The 26,231-nt window shown below is 56.3% G+C and carries 28 protein-coding genes; 1 reads left to right on the forward strand and 27 read right to left on the reverse strand.

Annotated elements, in window-relative coordinates; all coding sequences use genetic code 11:
* Positions 1 to 23 precede the first annotated feature (23 nt).
* The 12 genes from ispG to rpsB all read right to left on the reverse strand — a co-directional run bounded on the left by ispG (position 24) and on the right by rpsB (position 11,789).
* Entirely contained in the window at positions 24 to 1,160 is a 1,137-nt protein-coding gene (gene ispG, locus BQ8011_RS07145) for a flavodoxin-dependent (E)-4-hydroxy-3-methylbut-2-enyl-diphosphate synthase (protein ID WP_072455957.1), read from the reverse strand.
* Positions 1,161 to 1,228: 68 nt separating this feature from the next.
* Positions 1,229 to 2,458 carry a M50 family metallopeptidase gene (locus BQ8011_RS07150; protein WP_072455959.1) on the reverse strand — a complete coding sequence of 410 codons (1,230 nt, stop codon included), beginning with the start codon at positions 2,456 to 2,458 and terminating at the stop codon, positions 1,229 to 1,231.
* A 104-nt stretch (positions 2,459 to 2,562) separates the two neighbouring features.
* The gene (gene dxr / locus BQ8011_RS07155; protein ID WP_072455961.1) at positions 2,563 to 3,759 is read right to left on the reverse strand and encodes a 1-deoxy-D-xylulose-5-phosphate reductoisomerase; all 1,197 of its coding nucleotides are present in this window, start codon (positions 3,757 to 3,759) and stop codon (positions 2,563 to 2,565) included.
* Between the two features lie 3 nt (positions 3,760 to 3,762).
* Positions 3,763 to 4,314 carry a DivIVA domain-containing protein gene (locus BQ8011_RS07160; RefSeq protein WP_072455963.1) on the reverse strand — a complete coding sequence of 184 codons (552 nt, stop codon included), beginning with the start codon at positions 4,312 to 4,314 and terminating at the stop codon, positions 3,763 to 3,765.
* Positions 4,311 to 5,972 (reverse strand): 1-deoxy-D-xylulose-5-phosphate reductoisomerase, encoded by a 1,662-nt coding sequence (dxr, locus tag BQ8011_RS07165; RefSeq protein WP_200801140.1) that lies wholly within the window; start codon positions 5,970 to 5,972, stop codon positions 4,311 to 4,313. The genes BQ8011_RS07160 and dxr (BQ8011_RS07165) overlap by 4 nt, the downstream gene beginning before the upstream one ends.
* Positions 5,973 to 5,975: 3 nt before the next feature.
* A complete protein-coding gene (locus BQ8011_RS07170; protein WP_072455963.1) occupies positions 5,976 to 6,527 on the reverse strand; it encodes a DivIVA domain-containing protein in 552 nt (183 codons plus the stop codon).
* Complete coding sequence (gene rlmN, locus BQ8011_RS07175; protein WP_072455965.1) at positions 6,524 to 7,765, reverse strand: dual-specificity RNA methyltransferase RlmN; 1,242 nt, start codon at positions 7,763 to 7,765, stop codon at positions 6,524 to 6,526. The genes BQ8011_RS07170 and rlmN overlap by 4 nt, the downstream gene beginning before the upstream one ends.
* Before the next feature lie 71 nt (positions 7,766 to 7,836).
* Positions 7,837 to 8,733 (reverse strand): phosphatidate cytidylyltransferase, encoded by an 897-nt coding sequence (locus BQ8011_RS07180; RefSeq protein ID WP_072455967.1) that lies wholly within the window; start codon positions 8,731 to 8,733, stop codon positions 7,837 to 7,839.
* The gene (gene frr, locus BQ8011_RS07185) at positions 8,733 to 9,290 is read right to left on the reverse strand and encodes a ribosome recycling factor (protein ID WP_034501497.1); all 558 of its coding nucleotides are present in this window, start codon (positions 9,288 to 9,290) and stop codon (positions 8,733 to 8,735) included. Before frr ends, BQ8011_RS07180 begins: the two co-directional genes overlap by 1 nt.
* Positions 9,291 to 9,303: 13 nt before the next feature.
* Positions 9,304 to 10,023 carry a UMP kinase gene (pyrH, locus tag BQ8011_RS07190; RefSeq protein ID WP_034501499.1) on the reverse strand — a complete coding sequence of 240 codons (720 nt, stop codon included), beginning with the start codon at positions 10,021 to 10,023 and terminating at the stop codon, positions 9,304 to 9,306.
* 80 nt (positions 10,024 to 10,103) lie between these two features.
* The gene (gene tsf / locus BQ8011_RS07195; RefSeq protein WP_072455969.1) at positions 10,104 to 10,931 is read right to left on the reverse strand and encodes a translation elongation factor Ts; all 828 of its coding nucleotides are present in this window, start codon (positions 10,929 to 10,931) and stop codon (positions 10,104 to 10,106) included.
* A gap of 24 nt (positions 10,932 to 10,955) precedes the next feature.
* A complete protein-coding gene (gene rpsB / locus BQ8011_RS07200) occupies positions 10,956 to 11,789 on the reverse strand; it encodes a 30S ribosomal protein S2 (RefSeq protein ID WP_072455971.1) in 834 nt (277 codons plus the stop codon).
* Between the two features lie 457 nt (positions 11,790 to 12,246).
* Between rpsB and BQ8011_RS09190 the strand changes: the two genes are divergently transcribed.
* On the forward strand, positions 12,247 to 12,678 hold the full coding sequence (locus tag BQ8011_RS09190) for a M23 family metallopeptidase (RefSeq protein ID WP_231945292.1): 432 nt from the start codon (positions 12,247 to 12,249) through the stop codon (positions 12,676 to 12,678).
* Positions 12,679 to 12,681: 3 nt separating this feature from the next.
* Here BQ8011_RS09190 and BQ8011_RS07210 read toward each other — a convergent pair whose 3' ends face one another.
* The 15 genes from BQ8011_RS07210 to ftsY all read right to left on the reverse strand — a co-directional run bounded on the left by BQ8011_RS07210 (position 12,682) and on the right by ftsY (position 26,218).
* The gene (locus BQ8011_RS07210; protein ID WP_072455973.1) at positions 12,682 to 13,593 is read right to left on the reverse strand and encodes a tyrosine recombinase XerC; all 912 of its coding nucleotides are present in this window, start codon (positions 13,591 to 13,593) and stop codon (positions 12,682 to 12,684) included.
* Positions 13,594 to 13,602: 9 nt separating this feature from the next.
* On the reverse strand, positions 13,603 to 14,760 hold the full coding sequence (gene dprA, locus BQ8011_RS07215; RefSeq protein ID WP_072455975.1) for a DNA-processing protein DprA: 1,158 nt from the start codon (positions 14,758 to 14,760) through the stop codon (positions 13,603 to 13,605).
* The gene (locus tag BQ8011_RS07220; RefSeq protein WP_231945293.1) at positions 14,747 to 16,321 is read right to left on the reverse strand and encodes a YifB family Mg chelatase-like AAA ATPase; all 1,575 of its coding nucleotides are present in this window, start codon (positions 16,319 to 16,321) and stop codon (positions 14,747 to 14,749) included. Before BQ8011_RS07220 ends, dprA begins: the two co-directional genes overlap by 14 nt.
* Positions 16,318 to 16,722: a YraN family protein gene (locus BQ8011_RS07225; RefSeq protein WP_072455979.1), complete on the reverse strand. Its 405-nt coding sequence runs from the start codon at positions 16,720 to 16,722 to the stop codon at positions 16,318 to 16,320. The genes BQ8011_RS07220 and BQ8011_RS07225 overlap by 4 nt, the downstream gene beginning before the upstream one ends.
* Before the next feature lie 164 nt (positions 16,723 to 16,886).
* Positions 16,887 to 17,186: a DUF2469 domain-containing protein gene (locus BQ8011_RS07230; protein ID WP_034501519.1), complete on the reverse strand. Its 300-nt coding sequence runs from the start codon at positions 17,184 to 17,186 to the stop codon at positions 16,887 to 16,889.
* 48 nt (positions 17,187 to 17,234) lie between these two features.
* Positions 17,235 to 17,942, reverse strand: a complete 708-nt coding sequence (locus tag BQ8011_RS07235) for a ribonuclease HII (protein WP_072455981.1) — start codon at positions 17,940 to 17,942, stop codon at positions 17,235 to 17,237.
* On the reverse strand, positions 17,939 to 18,655 hold the full coding sequence (gene lepB, locus BQ8011_RS07240; protein WP_072457735.1) for a signal peptidase I: 717 nt from the start codon (positions 18,653 to 18,655) through the stop codon (positions 17,939 to 17,941). The genes BQ8011_RS07235 and lepB overlap by 4 nt, the downstream gene beginning before the upstream one ends.
* Positions 18,656 to 18,785: 130 nt before the next feature.
* A complete protein-coding gene (gene rplS / locus BQ8011_RS07245) occupies positions 18,786 to 19,142 on the reverse strand; it encodes a 50S ribosomal protein L19 (protein WP_034501521.1) in 357 nt (118 codons plus the stop codon).
* A gap of 213 nt (positions 19,143 to 19,355) precedes the next feature.
* Positions 19,356 to 20,669, reverse strand: coding sequence for a tRNA (guanosine(37)-N1)-methyltransferase TrmD (gene trmD / locus BQ8011_RS07250; RefSeq protein ID WP_072455983.1), 1,314 nt, complete (start codon positions 20,667 to 20,669; stop codon positions 19,356 to 19,358).
* A gap of 23 nt (positions 20,670 to 20,692) precedes the next feature.
* Positions 20,693 to 21,199 carry a ribosome maturation factor RimM gene (rimM, locus tag BQ8011_RS07255; RefSeq protein ID WP_072455985.1) on the reverse strand — a complete coding sequence of 169 codons (507 nt, stop codon included), beginning with the start codon at positions 21,197 to 21,199 and terminating at the stop codon, positions 20,693 to 20,695.
* A 74-nt stretch (positions 21,200 to 21,273) separates the two neighbouring features.
* Positions 21,274 to 21,513 (reverse strand): RNA-binding protein, encoded by a 240-nt coding sequence (locus tag BQ8011_RS07260; RefSeq protein ID WP_072455987.1) that lies wholly within the window; start codon positions 21,511 to 21,513, stop codon positions 21,274 to 21,276.
* Between the two features lie 2 nt (positions 21,514 to 21,515).
* The gene (gene rpsP, locus BQ8011_RS07265; RefSeq protein ID WP_034501527.1) at positions 21,516 to 22,004 is read right to left on the reverse strand and encodes a 30S ribosomal protein S16; all 489 of its coding nucleotides are present in this window, start codon (positions 22,002 to 22,004) and stop codon (positions 21,516 to 21,518) included.
* 225 nt (positions 22,005 to 22,229) lie between these two features.
* Positions 22,230 to 23,297: an amidohydrolase family protein gene (locus tag BQ8011_RS07270; RefSeq protein WP_157884989.1), complete on the reverse strand. Its 1,068-nt coding sequence runs from the start codon at positions 23,295 to 23,297 to the stop codon at positions 22,230 to 22,232.
* A gap of 20 nt (positions 23,298 to 23,317) precedes the next feature.
* The gene (gene ffh, locus BQ8011_RS07275; protein ID WP_072455992.1) at positions 23,318 to 24,913 is read right to left on the reverse strand and encodes a signal recognition particle protein; all 1,596 of its coding nucleotides are present in this window, start codon (positions 24,911 to 24,913) and stop codon (positions 23,318 to 23,320) included.
* A gap of 57 nt (positions 24,914 to 24,970) precedes the next feature.
* On the reverse strand, positions 24,971 to 26,218 hold the full coding sequence (gene ftsY / locus BQ8011_RS07280) for a signal recognition particle-docking protein FtsY (RefSeq protein WP_072455994.1): 1,248 nt from the start codon (positions 26,216 to 26,218) through the stop codon (positions 24,971 to 24,973).
* Between the last annotated feature and the right edge of the window lie 13 nt (positions 26,219 to 26,231).

The following is a 26,231-nucleotide window of genomic DNA, read 5'->3' on the forward strand; positions in this document are numbered from 1 at the left end:
TGAAGCGCACTCGCGCAACTCCCCTAGCGGATGATGGGCATGACCTCGACAGAGCCTTCCCCTTCTTCCAAGCCCATTTCTTCAGCCAAAAGATTAGCGTGCTTGATCAAGGTCGGGACGATGTCGTCTTCGGGAACGGTCTCAACAACTTCTCCGCGGATAAAAATCTGCCCCTTGCCATTTCCCGAGGCCACACCCAGGTCAGCTTCACGAGCCTCGCCGGGGCCATTCACCACGCAGCCCATAACGGCAACGCGGAGGGGAACAGTAAGGTCCTTGAGGCCTTCAGTGACATTCTCAGCAAGCGTCCACACGTCAACTTGGGCACGCCCGCACGAAGGACACGAGACGATCTCAAGAGTCTTCTCACGCAGCCCCATAAATTCAAGAAGCTTCGTGCCAACCTTGACTTCTTCTACGGGAGGCGCAGAAAGCGAGACGCGAATAGTATCGCCGATTCCATCGGCAAGAAGGACACCGAAAGCCGCACAGGACTTGATTGTTCCCTGGAATGCGGGGCCGGCCTCGGTCACTCCCAAGTGAAGAGGCCAATCGCCTTTCTCTGCAAGAAGACGGTAGGCCTGAACCATCGTGAGCACATCATGATGCTTGACGGAAATCTTGAAATCGTGGAAGTCATTTTCTTCAAAGAGCGACGCTTCCCAAACGGCAGACTCAACCAGGGCCTCGGGAGTTGCTCGACCATACTTCTTGAGAAGGCGCGGATCCAAAGACCCAGCATTCACACCAATACGCAGTGACGTTCCATGATCGGAAGCCGCGCGACAAATTTCCTTCACCTGGTCATCGAACTTACGAATGTTTCCCGGGTTCACGCGAACTGCACCACAACCGGCCTCGATCGCCGCAAAAACATACTTCGGATTGAAGTGGATGTCAGCGATCACGGGAATACGGGATTGCTTAACGATAATCGGAAGCGCCTCAGCATCCTTATCGGTCGGGCAGGCAACGCGGACGATATCGCAGCCCGCTGCGGTCAACTCGGCAATCTGCTGCAGTGTCGCACCGATATCGTGTGTTTTCGTTGTCGTCATCGACTGAACAGAAACGGGAGCCCCACCACCGACGGGTACATCCCCCACCATGATTCGACGAGTCTTTCGACGCGGAAACGGGCTTTCGTGGACGCTCGGCATCCCTAAGTTAATCTCAGTCACCTTGTTATTATCTCCCACTCGAAACTGGCTGGCACGCGGGCTCAGCTCTATTGCAAAGAAATCGGCGCAATGATGTCGGCTGCGACCAGCAAGACTGTCATAGCGATCAGGAGTGCGCCCATCGTATATGTCAGTGGCATCAAGCGAGCAGTATCGGCGGGCGGCGGAACTTGCCTGCCTCTGACGCGAGCAATCCCACGCCGAATCCACTCGTAAAGCGCGGAAACAATATGCCCACCATCAAGCGGGGGGAAAGGCAGAAGATTAAAAACAAAAAGCGCCATATTGAGAGAAGCCAAAATCGAGAGAAGCAGAGCAAGCGAGCGCATCCATCCCCCGCTGGAAGCAGTGACATCCGAAGAAGTCGCATCTGCCGCAATTCGACCAATTCCGACAACCGACATCACGCCTGCAGAATCTCGCGGTGTGCCCTTAACGAGCGATTGCCCAACATCCCACAAGGCAAGTGGCAAACGAACGACAACTTGTACGGTACCGGTAAAGGTCTGCCAGACTGACGAGGCTACGGTCGCTGGACTTGCCGCATGGTATTCGATTCCAGCAATCACACCAATGCTCACAGAATCAGCCGTGCGCAGCGGGTCGATTTGCACGTGATAGCTTTGGCCTTGGCGTAGATAGTCGACGCCAATTTCACCCTGCGAGCTTGCGATCGCCTGGCGCATCTCATCCCACGACTGAACGCCTGTTCCATTAATCGCGGTAATCGTGTCCCCACGCCGAATTCCAGCCGCGTATGCGGGAGCTTGGACGCTTGTTCCTTGCGAGGACAGCTCTTGGGGAACATCGCCGAGCGTCAGCGAGGCGCGAGGAATTCCAATCCCGACTAAAGCAACCGTCATGAGCACGATGGATAGGAAGAGATTGACCATCGGCCCACCCAGCATGACAACGATCTTCTTGGCTGGATGAAGGAGATAAAATGCGCGAGATTCGTAGCCCTGAGGAATTTCTTCCATGCTTGCTTCGCGGGCTTCTTGGGCGAGAGTGGGCTTTCCCCTGCTATTCGTTATCTTTATCCCCTCACGCGCCGGAGCAAACATTCCGACAATACGGACGTAGCCGCCCAGAAGAATAGCTCGAAGGGAATAGGTTGTGTCGCCTTTCTTCCACGCAAGAAGTCTGGGGCCAAAACCGACAGCGAACTCAGGAACGTAAACGCCGAATTTCTTGGCAGGAAGCATGTGACCGCATTCGTGCAGGGCAACCGAGATCAGCAAACCCACGATGACAATGACTACACCGATAATTCCCACGTTCGTCCTTCGTCCTCATCCAATGCGTGCGACTGTATTCCTACTGCCCGACCTATTAAGCCTGTTCCAGCCTAGCCGCATCTAGTACGTATCCGCAGGCACAATCAGTAAGCACACAAGTGCTCAGCCCGATTTCGCGCCCACTCTTCAACGCCGAGAATATCTTCCACACTTGGCTGCGCAATACCAGAGTGTTCACCAAGAACCTGCGCCAAAAGGTCGACAATCGACAGATAGGGAAGCCTCTCTTCAAGGAAGGCTTGAACGAAAACTTCGTTCGCCGCGTTATAGACTGCCGGGTGCGTCGCCGATTCTGAAACAGCTGCGCGAGCAAGAGTCAGGGCCGGGAAAGTCTCAAAATCGACGGGTTCGAAGGTCCACTCCTGTGCGCGGAGAAAATCAACGGGTCTTTCAATATCAGGAAGCCGCTCAGGCCAGGTGAGTCCTAGAGCAATCGGGAGCTTCATATCGGGCGGACAAGCCTGGGCGATTGTCGCGCCATCTTTCCACGTCACCATCGAGTGAACGATGGACTGGGGATGAACAACTGGCACAATGTCATCTGCCGGAATATCAAAAAGAAGGTGCGCCTCAATCAGTTCGAGGCCCTTGTTGACCAGCGTTGAAGAATTGATGGTAACAACCGGCCCCATGCTCCACGTCGGATGCGCCAAAGCCTGCTGGGGAGTGACATCCGTGAGTTCATGGCGTTTCTTCCCTCTGAAAGGACCGCCCGAGGCCGTGAGAACGAGCTGGGCGACCTCGCTTTTCCCCGTCACGCGGGAAGCAGTCAGTCCCTTTTCATGCACACCGCTTTCCAGACATTGAGCAATCGCCGAATGTTCTGAATCAACGGGAACGATCTGTCCAGGTCGACGCATTCGCCTGCGTACCAAGGAACCGCCAACAACCAAGGATTCCTTATTTGCCAGGGCTAGGGTTGCACCCGCTTCAAGTGCGGCGAGTGTAGGTCCGAGGCCAACGCCTCCGGTAATCCCATTCAAAACCACGGCCTTGGGGAAAGATCCAGCGATCTGCGTCGAGGCCTCTACGCCGTGGAGGATTTCCGGGAGAGTTCCCCCCTTGGAGCGAATGAGTTGAGCGAGTTCATCAACGTCACCGCTGTGGATCCCAACGATTTGTGGGCGGTAGCGCACGCACTGCTCAGCGAGGAGTTCTAGGGAGTGTCCACCCGCGCTCAGCGCGACAACATCGAAACGCTCTGCATATTGGTCGATAACCTGCAGGGCCTGGGTGCCGATGGATCCCGTCGAGCCTAGAAGGACAACTTGTTGTGTCATCGTTTAATTCACGGAGAGAAGGATCTCGACTGCACGGCCAAGATAGGCATCAACTGGACCCATCGCATATGCTTTCTTGCCGCGCGCAGACTTGAACAAGGCGTGGCGAACATCGTCAGCCAGAAGTTCCTCACGATCATCAAAGAAGGCAGCGATCCGATCCAAAAGATCATCGACCTGCTCGGCATCGTAGCCAATTCCGGACTTTGGGTGAGCAAAGCGATCCTTGTAGGGGCGAAGCAATCGCGGGTACAAGGTGGTCGCACGGTCGGCGACTTTTTCGTACCAAGCAGCCTCTCCGTTAACTGCAATGTGGTCAGCACGATCACGCTGAACAAAAGCAGCTTCAAGGCGGCTCATCGCTGCATCGACAGCCTGGGTGTCATAACCGTTGCGCTGCCGAGGGAAGGAAGCCTGCCGGACCTGCTCCGCACTGAATTGCTCAGCAGGAAGGCCTCCCTCGTAGGCATGACGAGCATCGACGAAGAAGTCATCTACGGCGTTCTTACCGTAACCACGCCGGAAAATTCCCGTCGTCGGGAAAGCGTCGCTCATCGCATCTCCTCTTCATGTGCATTATTCTCACGCGCACTTTGACGCGCACGCTCGCGGTTATTGACAGCCGTCGCAAGCTGCCCGCAGGCACCGTCGATATCAGAGCCGCGGGTATCTCGAATCGTTGTCGAGATTCCATTGTCTCGCAGTGTGTGGACGAATGCATCCTGCGCACGACGAGTGGACGCTGTCCAAATGGATCCCGGAGTTGGGTTGAGAGGAATGGGGTTGACATGCGCCCATCCCCTGCCGCGCTTGTTGAGCTCGTCAGCAAGGAGTTGTGCACGCCAAACCTGATCATTCATATCTTTAATCAAGGCGTATTCAATAGATACGCGACGTCCAGTCGCAACAAAGTAACGTCGCGCGGCGTCAAGAAGCTCGCCGACCTTCCAGCGGGAATTAATAGGGATGAGCTCATCTCTGAGGTCATCATCTGGAGTGTGCAGAGACACGGCCAAAGTCACGGGCAGGCCTTCTTGCGCGAGGCGATCAATCGCAGGAACCAGACCGACCGTCGATACGGTGNTTGGCTGCGCAATACCAGAGTGTTCACCAAGAACCTGCGCCAAAAGGTCGACAATCGACAGATAGGGAAGCCTCTCTTCAAGGAAGGCTTGAACGAAAACTTCGTTCGCCGCGTTATAGACTGCCGGGTGCGTCGCCGATTCTGAAACAGCTGCGCGAGCAAGAGTCAGGGCCGGGAAAGTCTCAAAATCGACGGGTTCGAAGGTCCACTCCTGTGCGCGGAGAAAATCAACGGGTCTTTCAATATCAGGAAGCCGCTCAGGCCAGGTGAGTCCTAGAGCAATCGGGAGCTTCATATCGGGCGGACAAGCCTGGGCGATTGTCGCGCCATCTTTCCACGTCACCATCGAGTGAACGATGGACTGGGGATGAACAACTGGCACAATGTCATCTGCCGGAATATCAAAAAGAAGGTGCGCCTCAATCAGTTCGAGGCCCTTGTTGACCAGCGTTGAAGAATTGATGGTAACAACCGGCCCCATGCTCCACGTCGGATGCGCCAAAGCCTGCTGGGGAGTGACATCCGTGAGTTCATGGCGTTTCTTCCCTCTGAAAGGACCGCCCGAGGCCGTGAGAACGAGCTGGGCGACCTCGCTTTTCCCCGTCACGCGGGAAGCAGTCAGTCCCTTTTCATGCACACCGCTTTCCAGACATTGAGCAATCGCCGAATGTTCTGAATCAACGGGAACGATCTGTCCAGGTCGACGCATTCGCCTGCGTACCAAGGAACCGCCAACAACCAAGGATTCCTTATTTGCCAGGGCTAGGGTTGCACCCGCTTCAAGTGCGGCGAGTGTAGGTCCGAGGCCAACGCCTCCGGTAATCCCATTCAAAACCACGGCCTTGGGGAAAGATCCAGCGATCTGCGTCGAGGCCTCTACGCCGTGGAGGATTTCCGGGAGAGTTCCCCCCTTGGAGCGAATGAGTTGAGCGAGTTCATCAACGTCACCGCTGTGGATCCCAACGATTTGTGGGCGGTAGCGCACGCACTGCTCAGCGAGGAGTTCTAGGGAGTGTCCACCCGCGCTCAGCGCGACAACATCGAAACGCTCTGCATATTGGTCGATAACCTGCAGGGCCTGGGTGCCGATGGATCCCGTCGAGCCTAGAAGGACAACTTGTTGTGTCATCGTTTAATTCACGGAGAGAAGGATCTCGACTGCACGGCCAAGATAGGCATCAACTGGACCCATCGCATATGCTTTCTTGCCGCGCGCAGACTTGAACAAGGCGTGGCGAACATCGTCAGCCAGAAGTTCCTCACGATCATCAAAGAAGGCAGCGATCCGATCCAAAAGATCATCGACCTGCTCGGCATCGTAGCCAATTCCGGACTTTGGGTGAGCAAAGCGATCCTTGTAGGGGCGAAGCAATCGCGGGTACAAGGTGGTCGCACGGTCGGCGACTTTTTCGTACCAAGCAGCCTCTCCGTTAACTGCAATGTGGTCAGCACGATCACGCTGAACAAAAGCAGCTTCAAGGCGGCTCATCGCTGCATCGACAGCCTGGGTGTCATAACCGTTGCGCTGCCGAGGGAAGGAAGCCTGCCGGACCTGCTCCGCACTGAATTGCTCAGCAGGAAGGCCTCCCTCGTAGGCATGACGAGCATCGACGAAGAAGTCATCTACGGCGTTCTTACCGTAACCACGCCGGAAAATTCCCGTCGTCGGGAAAGCGTCGCTCATCGCATCTCCTCTTCATGTGCATTATTCTCACGCGCACTTTGACGCGCACGCTCGCGGTTATTGACAGCCGTCGCAAGCTGCCCGCAGGCACCGTCGATATCAGAGCCGCGGGTATCTCGAATCGTTGTCGAGATTCCATTGTCTCGCAGTGTGTGGACGAATGCATCCTGCGCACGACGAGTGGACGCTGTCCAAATGGATCCCGGAGTTGGGTTGAGAGGAATGGGGTTGACATGCGCCCATCCCCTGCCGCGCTTGTTGAGCTCGTCAGCAAGGAGTTGTGCACGCCAAACCTGATCATTCATATCTTTAATCAAGGCGTATTCAATAGATACGCGACGTCCAGTCGCAACAAAGTAACGTCGCGCGGCGTCAAGAAGCTCGCCGACCTTCCAGCGGGAATTAATAGGGATGAGCTCATCTCTGAGGTCATCATCTGGAGTGTGCAGAGACACGGCCAAAGTCACGGGCAGGCCTTCTTGCGCGAGGCGATCAATCGCAGGAACCAGACCGACCGTCGATACGGTGACATTGCGTGCCGACATGCCGAAACCGCTTGGCGAAGGATCAATGATCCGATGGAGAGCTCCCACCACTGCCTTATAGTTTGCCAGGGGCTCCCCCATTCCCATGAACACAATGTTCGACAGGTGCGTGGGCGATCCACCAACCATCCCCTGCTCACACGCTTGATGTGCGCAGCGTACTTGGTCAATGATTTCGGCCGTCGACAAGTTACGTGTCAGCCCCATCTGACCTGTGGCACAGAAAGGACAGCCCATCCCACACCCAGCCTGGGAAGAAATGCACAAAGTCGTCCGATCACTGTAACGCATGAGAACGGACTCCACGCGGGCCCCGTCGTAGAGTTCCCACAGGTGCTTAAGAGTCTCTCCACGATCGGCCTCAAGAACAGCGACCTCACGCACAAGAGAAGGAAGAAGCGTCGTAGAAATGACGTCATACGCGCTCTTGGGCATATCCGTCATCAGCGCGGGATCGCTCACGTGGCGTTCAAAGTAGTGACGCGAAAGTTGGTCAGCGCGGAAAGAAGGCAGCCCGGCCTCGGAAACGAAAGCCTTGCGTTCACTTCGGTCAAAATCAGCAAGATGACGAGGGGCTTTTCCGCGCCTACGCGCAGTAAAAGTCACCTGAGGCTTCGCATCAGGCGATGTCGCGCCTTCGGGCAATTGATCTGTTGGACGTACCTCACGTCGCTTGTGCTGTTCTATGCTCACCGCAACGGCCTCCTTTCCACGTGCATAGCCTAATCGCTTCCACCGGCATCTTCGTCCATCGCTAGCTGTGCTTAGCGAAGTGCGAGAAGAAAAATCACATAGAAAACGGGGGCCGTCATGACAAGAGAGTCCACGCGATCAAGGACACCGCCATGTCCGGGGATCAAAGCAGACATATCTTTCAAACCGACTTCACGCTTGATCAAGGATTCAGTGAGGTCACCGATCGTCGCACAGACACAGCCACACGCACCGGCGATCAAACCCCACCACCACGGTGCGCCCAGAAGATAGAAGCCGCCAACGCCGGTACCGATGCAGAACGCAAGCGATCCAACGAATCCTTCCCACGACTTCTTTGGGGACAGACGCGGCGCCATCGGATGCTTTCCGAAGAGAATACCGACAAGCCAGCCTCCAATATCGTTAAAGCAGGTCACCGCAACGTAGACCCCAATAACTGCAGGCGAGCGAAACTCGCGCAGCATCAAGACAACGAAGCAGGCGAGGAAAGGAACGTAGATTGCGCTAAACACGCTGGCAGTGATGTCAGCAATCCGAGAAGGCGTGGGGGCATCAATGAGGCGCCACACCACAACCGCAAAAACAGTGAGGTAGAGGGCCATGGTGAGGGCCTCGGGGCCAAGAAGCCACGCGCAGACCATCATGCCGATTGCGCCAAGGTACAAGGGAGCAAGGGCGATATGAGTGCCAACCCGAGCGAAGGCTCCTCCCAACTCCCACAATCCAAGCAGAGCGATGCAGCACACGAAGCCAACAAAGAGCCCTTGGACGACAAGTAGCGAGGCGACGAGCAAGGCAATCAGGACTACAGCAGAAGAAACCGCTGCCGGAAGATTGCGACCGGCCTTCCCCGTCGGTGCTAGCGGCTGGGTGTTTTCGCGCGGCTGAGGTGAAAAGACGCGCGAAAACACCGATGGACCGTGTTGATGGGATGTGGTGGACATCAGATGGTGAGAAGTTCGCTTTCCTTAGTTGCAAGAAGGTGGTCGATCAATTCGACGCGAGCCTTCGTTGCAGCCTCGAGGGCCTTTTCTGCGCGCTCGACTTCGTCTTCTCCTGCTTCGCCGTCCTTCTTCAGACGATCGAGGCTTTCCTTTGCCTTACGACGGATAGAGCGAACCGAAACGCGGGCATCTTCTGCCTTGTTCTTTGCCTGCTTGACGTATTCCTTACGACGTTCTTCAGTCAAAGCGGGCAAAACAACGCGTACAACGTTTCCGTCATCGGTCGGGTTGACCCCCAAATCGGACTCGCGCAGAGTCTTGATGATCTCCTGGGTCGCCGTGCGATCAAAAGGCGAAATCAGAACGGTACGAGCTTCAGGAATCTGGAAAGAAGCCAGCTGCTGCATCGGGGTCGGGGCTCCATAGTAGTCAACAAGGAGCTGCTCGAACATGCCAGCGTTTGCGCGTCCGGTGCGGATATTGCCAAATTCGTGACGGGCTGCTTCGACCGTCTTATCCATTTTTTCTTCTGCTTCGAGCAGGATGTCGTCGATCACGGAAATCTTCCTTTCAGTGTGATTCGCTGAGGACAAGCGTACCGATTTTTTCGCCACGGAGCGCGGCGGTAACGTTACCGGGTTCTGACATTCCAAAGACACGCATTGTCAGCCCGTTTTCCTGGCCAAGCGCGAAGGCTGCAGCATCAACGACCTTCAGACCACGGCTCAGTGCATCTTGATAGGTGACGAAGTCAAGCTTATGTGCATTCGGGTTGACTCGAGGATCGTCATCGTAGACGCCGTCAACACCGTTCTTTGCAACAAGAAGTTCATCGCAATGAGTTTCCAATGCGCGCTGCGCGGAGACCGTATCGGTAGAGAAGTAGGGCAATCCTGCACCTGCACCGAAGAGAACAACGCGCCCCTTTTCGAGGTGACGAATAGCGCGCAGCGGAATGTAGGGCTCTGCGACCTGTTGCATTGCAATTGCACTTTGGACGCGCGCGGGAACACCAGACTGCTCGATGAAATCTTGGAGCGCCAGGGCATTCATGACGGTACCGAGCATTCCCATGTAGTCCGCACGTGAGCGGTCCAGACCTTGCCTGGACAACTCGGCTCCGCGGAAGAAGTTACCACCGCCAACGACGACTGCAACCTGGATCCCCGCGTGAACTGCCTCGGCGATCTGCTCTGCAATTGAGCGGACGACAGTGGGATCGAGGCCGACGGAACCTCCGCCAAAGGCTTCACCTGAGAGTTTGAGGAGGACGCGACGAGCAGCTGGCATGAGTACTTCTCCTTTGAATGAGTGCTGAGTCCTAAGAGATAGGGTGATGGCCCCGCATGAAGCGGGGCCATCACACAAAATCAGGCGCCGACGTGGACGCGCACGAACTGGGTGACCTTTGCACCAGCGTCGCGCAGAACTTGTCCGACGGACTTTGAAGGATCGCGAGCAAATGCCTGATCGACCAAGCAGTTGTCCTTGAAGAATGCCTCAAGGCGTCCCTGAACGATCTTGGGGACGATCTTCTCGGGCTTGCCTTCCTCGAGGGTGATCTTCTCGAGGGTGGCGCGTTCCTTCTCCAAGACATCGGCCGGAACCGAGTCGCGGTCAAGGTAAGCGGGCATGTAGGCAGCAACGTGCATCGCGATATCGTGTGCAACGCCTGCTCCAGCTGCGTCGGTGACGACAAAGACGCCAACCTGCGGGGGCAGGTCGGGGCTGGTCTGGTGCAGGTAGAGATCAACGTTCTCGCCCTCAACGCGAATCACGCGACGGATCTCGAGCTTTTCGCCGATAACTGCGGCCATTGCGTCAAGCTGTTCCTTGACAGTGGAGTCGCCCATCGGAGCTGCAAGCAGCGAGTCAACGTCGGATGCGCCGGAGGCAACAGCGGCCTCGAGGACAGAGTGTGCGAAGTCAATGAACTTCTGGTTCTTGGCAACGAAGTCGGTCTCGGAGTTGACCTCGACCATGACGCCCACGCCGTCCTGGACGGATGCGGCGAGCAGGCCGGCCGATGCCTGACGACCTTCGCGCTTGGACAGCGACTTCAGGCCCTTCAGACGAATGATTTCGAGAGCCTTTTCAGCATCGCCGTCGGCTTCCTGGAGCGCCTTCTTGACGTCCATCATGCCTGCGCCAGTCTTCTCGCGCAGAGCCTTCACATCAGCAGCGGTGAAATTAGCCATTACTGATTTCCTTCTTTCTGAGCTTCAGTCCTGTGCGGGGGTTTCAGACTCGGTGGCGACGGCCTGTGCTGCTGCCTCATCGGCGGCAACTTCACCTTCGAGGAGCTCGCGCTCCCACTCAGCCAAAGGCTCAGCTGCGTTTTCCTCGGAAGCGTTCTTGCGGCCGGCGCTGCGTGCAAGCAGGCCTTCGGCAACTGCGTCGGCGATCACGCGGGTCAGCAGCGCAACGGCGCGGATGGCGTCGTCGTTGCCGGGGATGCGGTAGTCGACCTCGTCCGGATCGGCGTTGGTGTCAAGGATGGCCACGATCGGGATGTTGAGCTTGCGAGCTTCGGAAACCGCAAGGTGTTCCTTCTTCGGGTCAACGATCCACACTGCGGAGGGAACCTTGGCCATATCGCGAATACCACCGAGGGTGCGAGCAAGCTTGTCCTTCTCGCGGCGCATCATGAGCAGTTCCTTCTTGGTGCGGCCAGAAGATGCCACATCGTCGAAGTCAATCTGCTCGAGTTCCTTCAGGCGCTGCAGGCGCTTGGAAACGGTGGAGAAGTTGGTGAGCATACCGCCGAGCCAACGGTGGTTCACGTAAGGCATGCCAACGCGCTGTGCCTGCTCGGCAACAGCTTCCTGAGCCTGCTTCTTGGTGCCAACAAAGAGGATGGTTCCACCGTGAGCAACGGTTTCCTTCACGAAATCGAAGGCAATATCGATATCGGCAATGGTCTGCTCGAGGTCGATGATGTAGATGCCGTTACGTTCGGTGAGGATGAAACGCTTCATCTTCGGGTTCCAACGACGGGTCTGGTGCCCGAAGTGCACGCCAGATTCCAGGAGCTGGCGCATGGTGACGACTGCCATTGCATCGTCCTTTCCCCGCTGGGCGGGATCGTGGGGTTTCCCCCGTTTTCTCGGTTAATGTGCCTTTTCGGCCCTGGTGCTATGACGTTGCGACCCATTGGACCGTGACGCAACTGCCCCGGCACTTTCACTTCCGTGAGGTGCTCGGAAAATAGCACGCGAAGTCATTCGCACAGCGAATGCTGTCCAATCTTATCTCATCTCACCTAGCTCTTCGGACCCAGTGGGGTACAAAATGCAGCAATTCCACTTGCAATAGCTCACATACCTTTATCCACAGGGAGGACATTCCCTCGGCGTTTTCCACAGATTTCATCTTGCGCGAGCCACATCGTTTCCCTATTTGCAGGCTGGATTTATGAATCAACGTACGTATGGCTTTCTGCGGCTCATCCCTACTGTGGCGACATTCATCTTCGCTTGGAGCCTTTGTTTCCCTGGAATTGCAACACCAGCCATGCCACGCGCTTCTTCCGTGTGGACTCTTCCTTTTTCTCAGCCTTTCACTCTTACTCAAGGTTTTGCCCAACCTGATAAACCATGGCTTTCAGGCTCACGAGGAATATGGGTCAACATCGGAAGTGAGGATCCTTCGCTTCGCTCCCCGTGCAACGGAACCGTAGTTTTTTCCGGGATGCTCGCCGGACGCGAAGTCCTTTCCATTGATTGCTCGGGAATCCATTCCACCTTTGAGCCAGCAACTTCTTCCCTCCACATTGGCGAGGCCGTGCAGCGCGGGCAGCGCATCGGTGAGGTTGTCCCGCCCAAGCAGGAGGATTCGCACATGCGGAAGGGCGATCTTCACTGGGGTGCGAAAGTTAGTCGTTATCGCTACATCAATCCGCTCAGAATGCTCCAAGGACACCCGCGGTTGAAAACTCTTCAATGAGCGCTAAGCCCTAGGATGCGCTTGTTTGTAGATAGCGCTCAGGCGCTGAGCATCCACATGCGTATAACGCTGAGTTGTTTGAAGTGAAGAATGTCCAAGCATTTCTTGCACGGCTCGAAGGTCTGCACCTCCAGCCAGGATATGTGTCGCAGCAGTGTGGCGAAGGGCGTGAGGGGCGAGGTCTCGCACGCCTGCCTGTGCGCACATTCGATGAATCATCGAGCGGATCACACGAGGGTCAATGCGCCGTCCCTTATCTCCAACAAAGAGCGCACGTCCCGCCTCGGGAATCGCCAAACTCGGGCGACCATGAGAAAGCCATGCTTGCAGTGCGGACAAACACGCGCGTGTGAAAGGAACTACTCGTTCTTTGTTGCCTTTACCGATCACTCTTAATGTCATGCCCTGTTGGTCAATAGACGTCGTATCCAGCGAGCACACTTCACTCACGCGAATACCGGTCGCGTAAATCGTCTCAAGGATGGTCCAATCGCGTATCGCCGCCGGCGAATTCTCCTGGCGTGCGCGAGTGGCTGCATAAGACAGGAGCTCGGCCGTATCGGAAGGGGTCTGAACCTGCGGAAGCTTTTGGTCCCCGCGAGCGCTGGTCACGAGCAACCCGGGGTCGCTGTCAAGGTACCCACGGCGATATGCCCAAGCGGTGAAGGAACGAATTGAAGCGGTTCTGCGAGAGATTGTCGATCGCGATTTCCCCTGTTGAACCAAACTGGCGAGCCAGGCACGAATTGCCCGAAGAGTGACGACGCTGTGGATGTTCTCTGTTGAGAGTTCATCGACCTGACAATAAGTAGTGAATGAACGCAGATCACTGACATAGGCGCGAAGGGTGTGCTCTGATACCGCAAGATTTGCGCGCAAATACACGCCCCATGCATCGATCAAAGACTCCTCCACGGGGCAAGTCTATCGGCCTTGCCCGAGACTGCGATGCCAGCCGCGCTCATCGACACCGACGAATGCACTGAGCTGAAGTCGAACAAGAGCAACCTTAACGGATTCTTCATCGAGGCCAGCCGCAACAGCAAGACGCTCGGTCGTCATGGAGCGTCTTTGGGGAAGGGCCTCATAAACCCGGCGTAGTAGCGGTTCGAGGGAATCAACAAGACCATCAGGAGCAGTAGGATCTCCGAACAATGGAAGCTCGTGGATCTCTGGCGCGTTTGCCTCCCCTATCATTTCGAGGACATCGACATAGTCACGGATTAGAGTTCCCCCATTGCGAAGCAAATCATGGACCCCGCGCGATGCTTCCGAATATATAGATCCGGGGATCCCACCAACGGGTGTTCCCTGCTCGAGCGCCCACCGAGAGGTGGCCAGCGCCCCTGAACGCGGCGAGGCCTCGACAACGACAACTCCGCTTGCAGCGGCAGCAATCAAGCGGTTCCTTCCCAAGAATCGCCACTTTGCAGGACGGAATGTGCATGGAACTTCAGAGATGAGCGCTCCCCCACAGGCAAGGATTGTTCGAAAGAGATCCGTGTTGCATGCGGGATAGAGATTGCCCAATCCACCAGCCATGAACGCACATGTGTAGCCAGCCACGTCAACGCTCCCCTGGTGAGCATAGGAGTCAATACCGATCGCTCCGCCAGAAATAGTGCCAAATCCCCGATGAGAAAGCTCCCGGGAAAGTTCACGAGCAACGCTGTTCCCGTAATTTGAAGACGCGCGAGCGCCCACAATCGCTATTGAAGAACGCGTCGAGAGTTCCCCGAGAACCCAGAGCATTCGAGGCGCATTTTGCCCAAGTTTGACAAAGCCCTTCGGCCACTTCTCATCCTTTGGCAAGACGATGTGGCCACCGATTTTTTCCAAGATATTGAGCTCAAGGTCTGGTTGAGCTGCAAGAGCCCGGGGCCTCCATCTTTTCCAACACGACCTGTAAGCATCTTCAAGGCTTTTGAGCGCGTCAGGGATCAAGACCTGTTCTGCAAGAAGCCAGCGCTTCGCCTCTTCATCACCCAATGCGCATCGAAGAACTTCAAGTTGGGTATCCGCGGGCTCGCTGATGCAGTTCCACCACACCTCGTCCAGCAGTTGTTGATTATCCGATTCCATAGTGTTCGCCTCCTTGGCGAAGCTGGAGTGCGCAGGAGAATTCCTCCAGCCCGATCGTATTTTTTCCAGAGAAATCAGCACAGGTCCACATCAATCGAAGGAGGCGGTCTGCGCCTCGCATGGAAACTTCTCCCCGGTCAACAGAGCGATCAATCAGAGACAAAATCCGTTCCGAAGGTGGGTGAGTCGAACGGATCCACGAACCCTCCACATCCCGATTGAGCTGCCAAGGAGTATCTCGCAATCGCCGTAACGCCCGCTCACGTGCCTCGCACACTTGTTCCTTTAACGATGCGGAAGTGAAGTCTGCTGCGCACTTCAAGTCGGCTTGCGTCGGAACCCTCATCGACAAAGTAATGTCAATACGATCTATGAGAGGCCCAGAGAGGCGCCCCAGATAACGCCGTCGTTGCACGGACGAACACGTGCAGCTCTTCGTTCTCCCGCCAAGATGTCCACACGGGCATGGATTCGTCGCCAAAACTAATTGAAAGGACGCGGGATAGGACGCGATATGACCCGAACGCTGAATTCTGACCCAACCAGATTCAAGGGGCTGGCGTAATGAGTCCAAGACCGCAGGCGCGAATTCAGTAGCCTCATCGAGAAAGAGAACTCCCCCGTGGGCAAGAGACACAGCTCCCGGACGAATACAGCTACTTCCACCACCGACCATCGCAGGAATCGACATGGAGTGATGAGGGGATTGAAAAGGCGCATGGTCAAGCAACCCACCTGCAGGAAGATCCCCGGCAAGGGAATGAATCGCACTTGCGGTCAGAGCATCACTCTCGCTTAACTCTGGAAGAATCGAAGGAATTCGAGAAGCGATCATCGTTTTCCCACTTCCCGGTTCACCAATCAGCATCAGATGGTGGCCGCCCGCCGCAGCAAGAGCAACAGCGTCCACGGCAGCGTTGTGCCCGCGAACTTGAGAAAAGTCGATCTCAGCGCGAGTCAGACCCGATTTTTCTCCTGATTCATTTCGTTGTGGCCGCGATCCTGTGTTTCCAGAAACGCCCACGATCCGAGCTCGGGTTGCTTCTCCTCCACATGCGCGAACAAAATCTGCAAGATGGGCAAAGGAGCGCACCTCAATTCCCGGCACAAGTGAAGCTTCTTCGCGCGCTTCTTGTGGAACATAGACCCGAGAGATCCCAGCGCGCCTGGCCGCAATCACTGCTGGCAGGACTCCAGGAATGGTATGAAGACTTCCATCCAGTCCCAGTTCACCGATGAAGATTTCTCCAGCGACGCCTTGAGCTCTGATCTTTGACGAGGCAAGAAGAATGGATACAGCGATCGCGAAGTCAAAACCCGAACCTGATTTGGGTAAACCGGCAGGTGAAAGCCCCACTGTCACATGGCGATCCAGTACTTCCAGTTCACACGCTTGAAGCGCTGAGCGAACGCGATCGCGCGCTTCTCGCAGAGAGGCATCTGGCAGCCCAACGAGGGTAAAGGTCACTAGTCCGCGCCCCACGTGTGTTTCGACATCGACGATGGTCCCATCGAGGCCAACCAAAGCGACAGCTCGCGTGCGCGCAAGGAAGGAACTCATGCGATGCCCCTGACCCACTCGATTTTCGGTGGATAGCGATCGAAATCGGCTCTCCCGCCTTCGCGCACTTCTTCTGCGCACCCGCGAGGGACAGTCAGAGCAATGACATCAATGCGGAGCTTGGAAAAGGAGGAGTGCTGATGTGCCCATCGGGCAGCAAGGCGCCGCAACTGGAGCACTTTGCGAGTGTCAACAGACTCCAGAGCACTCCCATACGTTGTGCCGATTCGTGTGCGGACCTCGACAACAACAGCTGTGTGCCCCTCACGCGCAAGGATGTCGAGTTCTCCGCGCCGCGAATCACGCCAATTCCGTTCAAGAACTTCTAGGCCGTTGTCTTCGATGAAGCGGCAGGCATACTCCTCCCCTGCCTGGCCAAGGTATTTCCTGTGATCCACCATTACTCCTTCCCTTGAGAGGAAGAATGGCAGGTACAGCAAGCAAAAATTAGGTAGGACGGGGAATCTGTGGGAAACGCCGTTCAGAGATCACCCTGTGGATAAAACCGTTTCCTGAACAACAATAGGTCACCAGGTTCCTGCGGCGGAACCTTGCTATACCGTCCTTAAGCAAGAGGAAGTTCAGGCTTGTTAAGCTCCTCGACGTTGACGTCCTTGTAGGTAACAACGCGGACAGAGTGAACGAAACGCGAAGAACGATAGATATCCCAGACCCAGGCGTCGGTCAGGGTCAGCTCAAAGAAAATATCGCCGCCAACAGGTCGAGCTTGTACATCAACGTGATTGCACAGGTAGAAACGGCGTTCGGTTTCGACAACGTACTTAAAGAGTCCGATGACGTCGCGATATTCGCGGAAAAGCGCTAGTTCGAGATTATTCTCGTAAGATTCAATATCGTTCGACATGACGGCCTCCTGTGTTGCTCTCAGTATCTTAGAGGGCCGCAGTGTCTTTTATTCGTCGACACCCGGAAGTTTCCACGAGCGTCGATGAAAGTCAGAAGCCCCCAGCTCGCGGAGCCCGCGAATATGAGCCGCGGAGGAATACCCTTTGTTCCCGGCCCAGTCATACCCCGGGTCCTCACACTCCATCATCAAGCGGTCGCGATACACCTTCGCTGCAACAGACGCTGCCGATACAACCGCACAATGTGCATCCGCTTTTACCCGTGTCACAACAGGTGGAACAGCGATATCGGGATAGGAAGGACCGTCAAAACTGGCAAAAAGATCCGGCGAGTCGCTCAGCCAATCATGGCTTCCATCCAAAATGATGACATCGGCATTGAAACCACGAGCCTGTGCAGCCTTCATGGCTCGGCGCCCCGCCAGCCTCAAGGCCGCAACAATTCCAAAACGATCAATCTCAGTGTTACTGGCCTGCCCGATTTCAATGCAGGGACTCCACTGATAAACCGGCTCATATAAGGCCTCGCGCGCACGAATACTGAGCATTTTTGAATCGGCAAGCCCGGGAAGAACATCGTCTCCGGTAGGAGGCGCAAAAGCAAGACCAACGCACACCGGGCCTGCAAGTGCACCTCGCCCGACCTCGTCCATTCCTGCAACAACGCCGAAACGAGACTGCAGTTCTTGCTCCCACTCACGCGTGGGCTGCAGCTTAGCTGAGCGCTGTCGAGGCGCCTGCGAAGAGGAGGTCATTGAGGATCAGGAACTCCGGAGAAAACCGAGCGATCTCCAAGCCAGGTAAGGCGGTTGGTCGGCCAAATCACCGCAAATGCTCGCCCCACCACTGCGCTTTCGGGAACGTAGGGAGATTGTCCGTTCCCCATGTGGTAGCGAGAATCTGCCGAGTTCGTTCGGTTATCCCCCATCACCCACAGGTGTCCTTCGGGGACAGTGACGTCGAAAGTCATCGACGAGGCCGGACCTGGGCTGGCAAGGTAGGGTTCGCTAATCGCGACACCGTTAACTTCGATCTTGCCTTCTGCCGTGCAACAGGTGACATGGTCCCCGCCCAGTCCGATCACGCGCTTGACTAAGGTCTGTTCACCGCCGGCGGGAAGAATTCCCGTAAATTCGGCGATCTTTCGAAGCGGGCTTGAGCTCTCTGTGTCGTTTTTCGACAGCCACCCGAGAGTGTCATCGAAGACGACCACGTCACCACGTCGGATATCACCGGTGTACTGCGAGACTCGAGAAACAGCGATCCGATCGTGTTCGATCAAGGTGTTGCGCATCGAGGCGGAAGGGATCCAAAAGACCTGCACAAGAAAAGCGCGAAGCAGCGAAGAAATGACAAGGGCGCAGATGATGATGATCGCCATCTCCCGCAGCCAATTGAGAGGGTTCTTGCGTGCGCGACGCTCAGCACGCTCGATGTCTTTGATCGAGGGGCCGTGAGCGACTGGCATTCGTACACTTTTTTCGCGCGTTCCACGGCGGCTCATAGTCGGTTCCCTTTCCTTTTACTACCGTAAATTCTCACACGTATGCGAAAACCCGGCATCCTTAAGGATACCGGGCTTAAATCGCGAGTGAGTGTCACTCGGCAGATCCGGAGCGGTGCTCCTTGATCTTTGCAGCCTTACCGTGGCGCTCACGCAGGTAGTAGAGCTTTGCGCGGCGCACATCGCCCTTGACGACAACTTCGATCTTGTCGATCGTCGGTGCGTGCAGGGGGAAGGTACGCTCAACACCGACACCGAAGGAAATCTTACGGACGGTGAAGGTTTCGGACACACCGTGGCCACGGCGAGCGATAACGACGCCCTGGAAAACCTGGATACGCGAACGGTTACCTTCGATAACCTTCACGTGAACCTTGACGGTGTCACCGGAACGGAAAGCAGGGATGTCTTCGCGCAGCGAAGCTGCATCGACGGCGTCCAGCTTTTGCATGTTTACTCCTTGACGCTTCTGCCGCAGGTCAGTCACGTCTCTTCGGCAGGTCAAGCCTGCGATCGTGAATATGTCCGTATGATCCGGCGGCCCCCCGCGGCAGGTTACGCCACACACAGACCGTTCAAGTTTGCCACATTCTTTGAGGAAAAGAACAGTGCCAAGAGAAAAAACCTTCCCGAAAAACGGTGATTTGCCTTACGAAAGAGCGAGTTAGACGCCTTCAGGGCGAACCATGACCACATCGGAGGCATCGACGTGATCATTGAGTCGGAAATGACGTCGCCCCGCTTTCTTGAAACCGTGTTTGCGATAGAAACGCTGCGCGCGCTCGTTGTAGATGTGGGTTCCCAAGACGATCTGCGTCGCGCCTTCGTGGCGAACTGCGTCAATCGTGTGCTCAAGCAAAGCTCCCGCGATTCCGCTGCCGTGCACATCGAGATCCGCGTAGCACTTCGATAGGTATGCCGCATGCTCGTCAAGGGGGTATTTCCCATTTCCCCTCGGCATATCTGCTGGAGCATTAAGGAAGACTAGAGAATAGGCAATGAGTACTCCGTCGCTGCAGGCAACAAAGCACCGCGCGTGTTCATCAGCGAGATACTTCGCAAAAACCTCGGGAGTCAGCCCCGTGAGGATAAAGTCCTGCGCGGCCTCGGCGGGGATCGTATCAGGCACGGCGAGGGGGAAGGTGCGTGAGGCAAGCGCACTGATCGCCTCGGCCTCTTCTTTCCTCGCGCGACGAATCTCAACAGTCCTGAACCCATCATCGCAAACGAGCAAGCCGTGCGCCGCAATAACTTCACGGTCGCGAGTTGAAAGCTGATGTGGATCGATACGCGAAATAATATCGGGACGTCGACGAGTGGTTCGTTCAAGCGAACGGTCACTCCTCCATCGTTCGATCTTCGCGTGATCTCCGCTCATGAGAACCGATGGAACCTCAAGCCCTCGCCACGACTGAGGTTTCGTGTAGACAGGGTACTCCAAGAGTCCAATGCCACTGTGTGATTCCTCAACCAAAGAATCAGGATTCCCGATCACACCGTCAAGCAAGCGTCCAACGGCCTCGACAAGCACGAGCGCGGCCACTTCTCCCCCGTTGAGGACATAATCGCCGATCGAAAATTCTTCAACGACGAGGCCGCGGCTTCGGTAGTGGTCAGCGACGCGTTGGTCGATCCCTTCGTAGCGCCCGCACGCCACAATGATGCGATCAAAACCTGCGAGTTCTTGGGCCTTCTTTTGGGTAAAAGGAATACCGGAGGGAGTGGGGACGGCTAAAACGCAATTTGTGGAGTCACCGACAATGTCGTCGAGCGCCTCACCCCAGACATCGGGCTTCATGACCATTCCGGCGCCACCACCGTAGGGAGTGTCGTCAACTGTTCGGTGGCGATCGTGAGTCCATTCGCGCAAATCATGAACGCGAATATCTAAGTGCCCACTAGTTCGTGCTTTACCCATGAGGGAAAGGTCAAGAACAGAAAAGTACTGCGGGAAAATACTGATCAGGTCAATGCGCATTCGTGGTTTCTTCCCTGCTCGAATCAGCGTGCTTCAACAGCGTCGTCGTCAAAAAGACCAGGCAGCGGATCGATGGTGACGGTTCCACCCTCGACATCAACCTCGGGAACGATTTGGTGAACAAAAGGAACCATCACAACACCAGACTGAGTTGCGACTAAGAGCAGATCTTGGGCCGCTCCCATCTGAATTCCCTTAACGGTTCCCAAGGGCTGGCCTTGCAGATCAAGCGCTTGCAGGCCTTTGAGCTGATGAGGATACCAGGCATCTTCTTCTTCGCGTTCATCGGTCAGCAGGCGCACGCCTCGAAGAGCTTCTGCGCCTTCGCGGTCGCTCACTTCCTCGAATAAGGCAACCACGCGTTCTTTATGCTGACGGATGGAGCGAAGCGTGAGCTCAGGCATGGACTGCTCCGAGGTTTCAAAAACTGTCCCGCTGATGAAAAGTTCGGGATCATCGCTACGGATATCGAGAATCACTTCCCCGCGCAGTCCGTGTGCGGGGCCAATCAGTGCTGCCGTCATAAGCATGGGAAAGTCCTTGTCATAGGAACGACAAACGGGGACCTGATCGAGCCAGGTCCCCGTTTGAGATCACTGCGTTGTCACTCGCGGTCGGTGTCAACAACATCAACGCGAACACTCCCTCGCGGGGAGAGTGCGTTGACCACCGTGCGCAGCGCACGAGCCGTGCGACCGCCACGACCGATGACACGTCCCAGATCCTCCGGGTTCACGCGAACCTCAAGCATCTGCCCGCGACGCATGGAACGGGATGAAACCCGCACGTCTTCGGGGTGGTCAACAATTCCGCTGACCAGGTGTTCGAGTGCATCAGCAAGCATAATCAGGCTTCCTCGCCGGCTTCTTCTTCAGCCTTGGGCTCTTCTGCAGCTTCTTCAGCGGCAGCAGCCTGTGCGGCTTCTTCTTCAGCCTTGCGAGCAGCTTCTTCCTCAGCCTTCTTGGCGGAGGCGTCTGCCTTGCGCTTTTCAGCAGCGGCTTCGGCGTCCTTGATGGCCTGAGCAGCAGCGGCTGCCTTGTCGGCATCTGCGTACTGAACGCGGGACACTGCGTCAGCCTTGCCATTGAAGCGAGCGATATCGCCGGTCAAGACGAGCAGGTTACGAACCTGGTCCGAGGGCTGTGCGCCCACGCCGAGCCAGTACTGCACGCGGTCAGACTTGATCTCGATGGTCGAGGGGTTCGGGGTCGGATCGTACAGACCGACCTCTTCGATGACGCGGCCGTCACGCTTCTTGCGCGAGTCGACGACAACGACACGGTAAACGGGTGCATGGATCTTGCCCATGCGCTTCAAACGAATGCGAACTGCCACTGTTGTGGTCACTCCTGTTTCAAATCGGTGTGGGACAGACATACGTCAGGTAGGGAAACACAGACGATGATCATCCCGGGACGCGACGAACTCAGATGAGAGGGCTCTTCGCACGTCGAGTACAGCGAACAATTATGCCAGTAATAAAGGGTTATTCCAAGCCGATTGGCATAAAGACTTCAATCCTGGCGGTGGTCTTCATCACCGCCAGGATTGAATCCGAGCCTACACCGAGGCGACAAGCATTCCTTCGCGGCAGATCTGCGTCGGATGAAGAAGAGCGTCAACCGAGCGCGAGGGGCATTGCTCATAAATCATTAGATCCGCGCTCCCGCCAACAAAACCCGCAGTGGATTTCAGATACTGTCGAGCCTTGAGCGTTGCACGAGAAAGGATCTCATCGGCTGGAACTCCCAAGTTGGCCCATGCGTCAAGTTCACTGCGAATACTCCCGGGCTCTTGATAACCGCCGGTATCACTTGCCGGCAAAATCGTTATCCCCGAGTCGAAAAGAAGCTGCGCCTGTTCATATCGATTCTTCGATAGTCCCATCATCGTCGCCGAGTAACGCGGATACTTGATGCGGCTTTGCTCAGCAAACTCCCCAAAAAGCTCGCGTTGCAGCATAGTGACTGACACTGCTACGCCCCGGGAACATGCCTCAGCAATCTGGTCTCGATCCATTCCGCTGGCGTGCTCGATATTGTCCACTCCAGCTTCTAAGAGATCATCAATGACGCGATGAGAAAAGGCGTGAACAGCGACGCGGCCACCTGACTCGTGCACCGCCGCGACGGCCTCGACAAGCGCACCGCGAGGCCACAAAGGCTCAAGATCCGCGTCCCTTCCCCTACTGCGATCGATCCAGTCCCCCACGATCTTCACCCAGCCGTCGCCACGTGCCAGTTCTTCAAGTGCAACCGCAGTAAGATCCCTGGCATCCTCAACCTCGCGAGCAAGGCCTCGAATATAGCGCTTGGGGCGAGCGATGTGACGACCGCATCGAATAAGGACTGGTAGACCAGCCTCGCCTTGAACCCACGAGGTATCGACGGGAGAACCGCAATCACGTAGAAGTGTCACGCCCGCACTGAGCTCAGTGCGAAGCTGTCCACGCTGTTCATCTGCACTCAGAACGCGGGCACCGTGACCGACACCGATGTGACAGTGCGCATCGACGAGGCCGGGGGTCGCCCACCCGCGTACAACCTGTGCTCCTCGCGGAATAGTATCAACGGACGAAATGACCGGAGCAAGGGCCCACACACCGCGAACCCAACCCGATTCGGTCAATAAGTGCCCGTCAAAATACATCAGGAACGGCCGAGCATTCGACGGATATCTTCGGGAAGATCATCCAAAGTCGGGCGAGGGCCTTCTTGCGGGGCCTCGCTCACACCAAAAGCCGAACCCGAGGGCGCACTCGAACGCTGTTCGGGAGGAAGTAGGGCCTCGAGTTCTTGCTGACGACGCTTTGCAGGGTTACCACTACGCGCCTTCTTGGCCACGCGTGCTCGCTGAGCACGGTCCTTACGAGCTTGTGCCTTCTGCTTTGCTTTTCCGCCGCTTCCGGGCATGGATCCCATTCCGGGCATTCCTCCCGGTCCCATCTGACCCATTTGCCCCATCATGGTCTTCGCGGCTTCAAAACGCTTGACCAGATTATTGACCTCAGCAACCGTGACGCCAGAACCGCGAGCAATACGAGCACGGCGTGAGCCGTTGAGAATCGAAACGTCTGCGCGTTCGGCAGGGGTCATCGAGCGAACAATCGCCTCGACGCGGTTCACCTCGCGTTCATCGAAGTTCTCAAGCTGATCACGCATCTGGGCCATTCCGGGAATCATTCCCAGAACCTTCTTCATTGAACCCAGCTTGCGGACCTGTTGGAGCTGGCTGAGGAAGTCGTCCAAGGTGAGTTCACCGGACATGGCCTTCTTGGCCATCTTCTCTGCTTCTTCAGCATCGAGGCGCTTTTCTGCCTGCTCGATGAGCGTCATGATGTCGCCCATATCGAGGATACGGCTGGCCATGCGATCTGCATGGAAACGTTCGAAGTCATCCAAGCCTTCGCCCGTTGAAGCAAAGAGGATGGGTGCACCCGTTACGCCTCGAACAGAGAGCGCAGCACCGCCTCGGGCATCGCCATCGAGTTTGGAAAGAACAACGCCCGTAAAGCCCACACCGTCACGGAAAGCAGTCGCCGTATTAACAGCGTCCTGACCGATCATCGCGTCTAGGACAAACATGACTTCGTGGGGGTTGACGGCCTCGCGAATGGCAATGGCCTGGGCCATCATTTCTTCGTCAACGCCCAAGCGACCCGCGGTATCAACGATAACGACGTTGATGCCGTTCGTAATCGCATAGTCAAGGCCCGAGCGAGCTACTTGAACCGGATCGCCGACACCATTACCGGGCTGTGGCGCCCACACCTGAACGCCCGCACGCTCACCAACGATTTGCAGCTGACCAACCGCATTGGGGCGCTGGAGGTCTGAAGCAACGAGCAAGACAGACTTGCCTTCTTCGCGCAGCCACTTTCCAAGCTTTCCGGCCAAAGTCGTCTTACCTGCACCCTGCAGACCAGCGAGCATGAAGACTGTGGGACCGCGCTGAGCGAAGTGGAGCTCTCGGGTTTCACCACCAAGAATCTCGACCAGTTCGTCGTGAACGATTCGAACGACTTGCTGACCAGGATTGAGAGCACGAGAGCGAGCGGCACCATAGGCCTTCTGGCGAACCTGCGTCGTGAACTCGCGAACAACGGGCAGTGCGACGTCGGCATCCAAGAGTGCGCGTCGAATCTCGCTGATGGTCTGATCAACATCAGACTCGGTCAATACACCGCGCGAACGCAGCTTCTTAAAAGACGCTGTCAAACGATCAGACAGATCCGAGAAAGCCACTGTGACTACTCCTCACGAGCACAAAAATACAGAACCAGGTTTTAAGGGTAGTGGGTTCTAGCCCACGATCGCATCAACAAACGAGTTCGGGTCGAAAGGTGCGAGGTCGTCTGGGCCTTCTCCAAGCCCGACAAACTTCACAGGAACGCCCAGAGTGCGCTGGACAGAAACGACGATTCCGCCCTTCGCTGAGCCATCAAGCTTCGACAAGACAATGCCCGTCACCCCTGCAACCTCAGCAAACACTTCTGCCTGTCGCAAGCCGTTTTGACCGGTAGTTGCGTCCAAGACCAAAAGAACTTCGCTCACGGGCGCGTGCTTTTCCATCACGCGCTTAACCTTGCCAAGTTCATCCATGAGCGCAGACTTCGTTTGAAGTCGACCAGCCGTATCCACCATGACGATGTCACAGCCTCGACGAATGCCTTCTTCAACCGATTCAAAAGCAACTGATGCGGGATCCGCTCCCTCACGCTCAGAACGGACAACGCCAACACCCACGCGACTTCCCCAGGTTTCAAGCTGATCGGCGGCAGCTGCGCGGAAAGTATCAGCCGCACCAAGGAGAACTTCGTGTCCTTCAGCGCGGAAAATACGCGCCATCTTTCCGGTTGTCGTGGTCTTACCGGTACCGTTCACGCCCACCATCAAAATCGTTGCTGGGACTCGAACACCGTCGACGTCGCGGACACCGAGGTTGACGGAGCGGTCCATGTCTGGCCCAACTAGCTTGAGCAGTTCTTCGCGCAAGAGAGCACGAACGACCTGCGGATCCGAGGTATTTTCAACCTTGACGCGCGTACGGAGTGCCTCCATGAGCTCTTCGGTTGCGTCCAATCCCAAGTCCGCGATCAGCAGGGAGTCTTCAATTTCTTCCCAATCGGTAGCCGATAGGTCTCCCCTAGAGAGAAGGGAAAGTAGGGACTTGCCCAGCGCACCGGAGCGCGCCAGACGCGCACGGAGGCGTCCCATGCGCGAAGGAATCGACTCGGGAACCTCAACTTCTTGGGCAGCTTCTTCTTCCGAGGCCGAGGCAGGCTCAACGCTCGCGTCCCCCTCCGCAGCGGTCTCTTCGCCGGCAATCGGGCCGGCGCGAATCTGATCGGAGTCGCCCGCCTCGCTTTCACGGGGTTCTTCAGGCGCGGCCTCGGCAGGCACCTGTGTAGGCGTAGCGGGAGGAAGCTGGGCATCCTTCGGCTTACGCGAGCGCGTGAAGGCAAGAATCGCACCAACGAGCACAACAATGACTCCCACCAAAATGATGGGTGCCACCGGGTTATGAACAAAATCCATGAGAGCCTGCATGGGTCAATCTTTC

It is taken from the genome of Actinomyces marseillensis (genome assembly GCF_900155605.1).
In the GTDB taxonomy this organism is placed as follows: Bacteria; Actinomycetota; Actinomycetes; order Actinomycetales; family Actinomycetaceae; genus Pauljensenia; species Pauljensenia marseillensis.

Bases quoted from the DNA above. Each gene is read 5' to 3' on its own strand.
- ispG (WP_072455957.1), bottom strand. From the start codon at position 1,160: ATGCCGAGCGTCCACGAAAGCCCGTTTCCGCGTCGAAAGACTCGTCGA.
- dxr (WP_072455961.1), bottom strand. From the start codon at position 3,759: ATGACACAACAAGTTGTCCTTCTAGGCTCGACGGGATCCATCGGCACC.
- BQ8011_RS07160 (WP_072455963.1), bottom strand. From the start codon at position 4,314: ATGAGCGACGCTTTCCCGACGACGGGAATTTTCCGGCGTGGTTACGGT.
- BQ8011_RS07170 (WP_072455963.1), bottom strand. From the start codon at position 6,527: ATGAGCGACGCTTTCCCGACGACGGGAATTTTCCGGCGTGGTTACGGT.
- BQ8011_RS07180 (WP_072455967.1), bottom strand. From the start codon at position 8,733: ATGTCCACCACATCCCATCAACACGGTCCATCGGTGTTTTCGCGCGTC.
- pyrH (WP_034501499.1), bottom strand. From the start codon at position 10,023: ATGCCAGCTGCTCGTCGCGTCCTCCTCAAACTCTCAGGTGAAGCCTTT.
- tsf (WP_072455969.1), bottom strand. From the start codon at position 10,931: ATGGCTAATTTCACCGCTGCTGATGTGAAGGCTCTGCGCGAGAAGACT.
- rpsB (WP_072455971.1), bottom strand. From the start codon at position 11,789: ATGGCAGTCGTCACCATGCGCCAGCTCCTGGAATCTGGCGTGCACTTC.
- BQ8011_RS09190 (WP_231945292.1), top strand. From the start codon at position 12,247: ATGCCACGCGCTTCTTCCGTGTGGACTCTTCCTTTTTCTCAGCCTTTC.
- dprA (WP_072455975.1), bottom strand. From the start codon at position 14,760: ATGGAATCGGATAATCAACAACTGCTGGACGAGGTGTGGTGGAACTGC.
- BQ8011_RS07220 (WP_231945293.1), bottom strand. From the start codon at position 16,321: ATGAGTTCCTTCCTTGCGCGCACGCGAGCTGTCGCTTTGGTTGGCCTC.
- BQ8011_RS07225 (WP_072455979.1), bottom strand. From the start codon at position 16,722: ATGGTGGATCACAGGAAATACCTTGGCCAGGCAGGGGAGGAGTATGCC.
- BQ8011_RS07230 (WP_034501519.1), bottom strand. From the start codon at position 17,186: ATGTCGAACGATATTGAATCTTACGAGAATAATCTCGAACTAGCGCTT.
- BQ8011_RS07235 (WP_072455981.1), bottom strand. From the start codon at position 17,942: ATGACCTCCTCTTCGCAGGCGCCTCGACAGCGCTCAGCTAAGCTGCAG.
- lepB (WP_072457735.1), bottom strand. From the start codon at position 18,655: ATGCCAGTCGCTCACGGCCCCTCGATCAAAGACATCGAGCGTGCTGAG.
- rplS (WP_034501521.1), bottom strand. From the start codon at position 19,142: ATGCAAAAGCTGGACGCCGTCGATGCAGCTTCGCTGCGCGAAGACATC.
- trmD (WP_072455983.1), bottom strand. From the start codon at position 20,669: ATGCGCATTGACCTGATCAGTATTTTCCCGCAGTACTTTTCTGTTCTT.
- rimM (WP_072455985.1), bottom strand. From the start codon at position 21,199: ATGCTTATGACGGCAGCACTGATTGGCCCCGCACACGGACTGCGCGGG.
- BQ8011_RS07260 (WP_072455987.1), bottom strand. From the start codon at position 21,513: ATGCTTGCTGATGCACTCGAACACCTGGTCAGCGGAATTGTTGACCAC.
- ftsY (WP_072455994.1), bottom strand. From the start codon at position 26,218: ATGCAGGCTCTCATGGATTTTGTTCATAACCCGGTGGCACCCATCATT.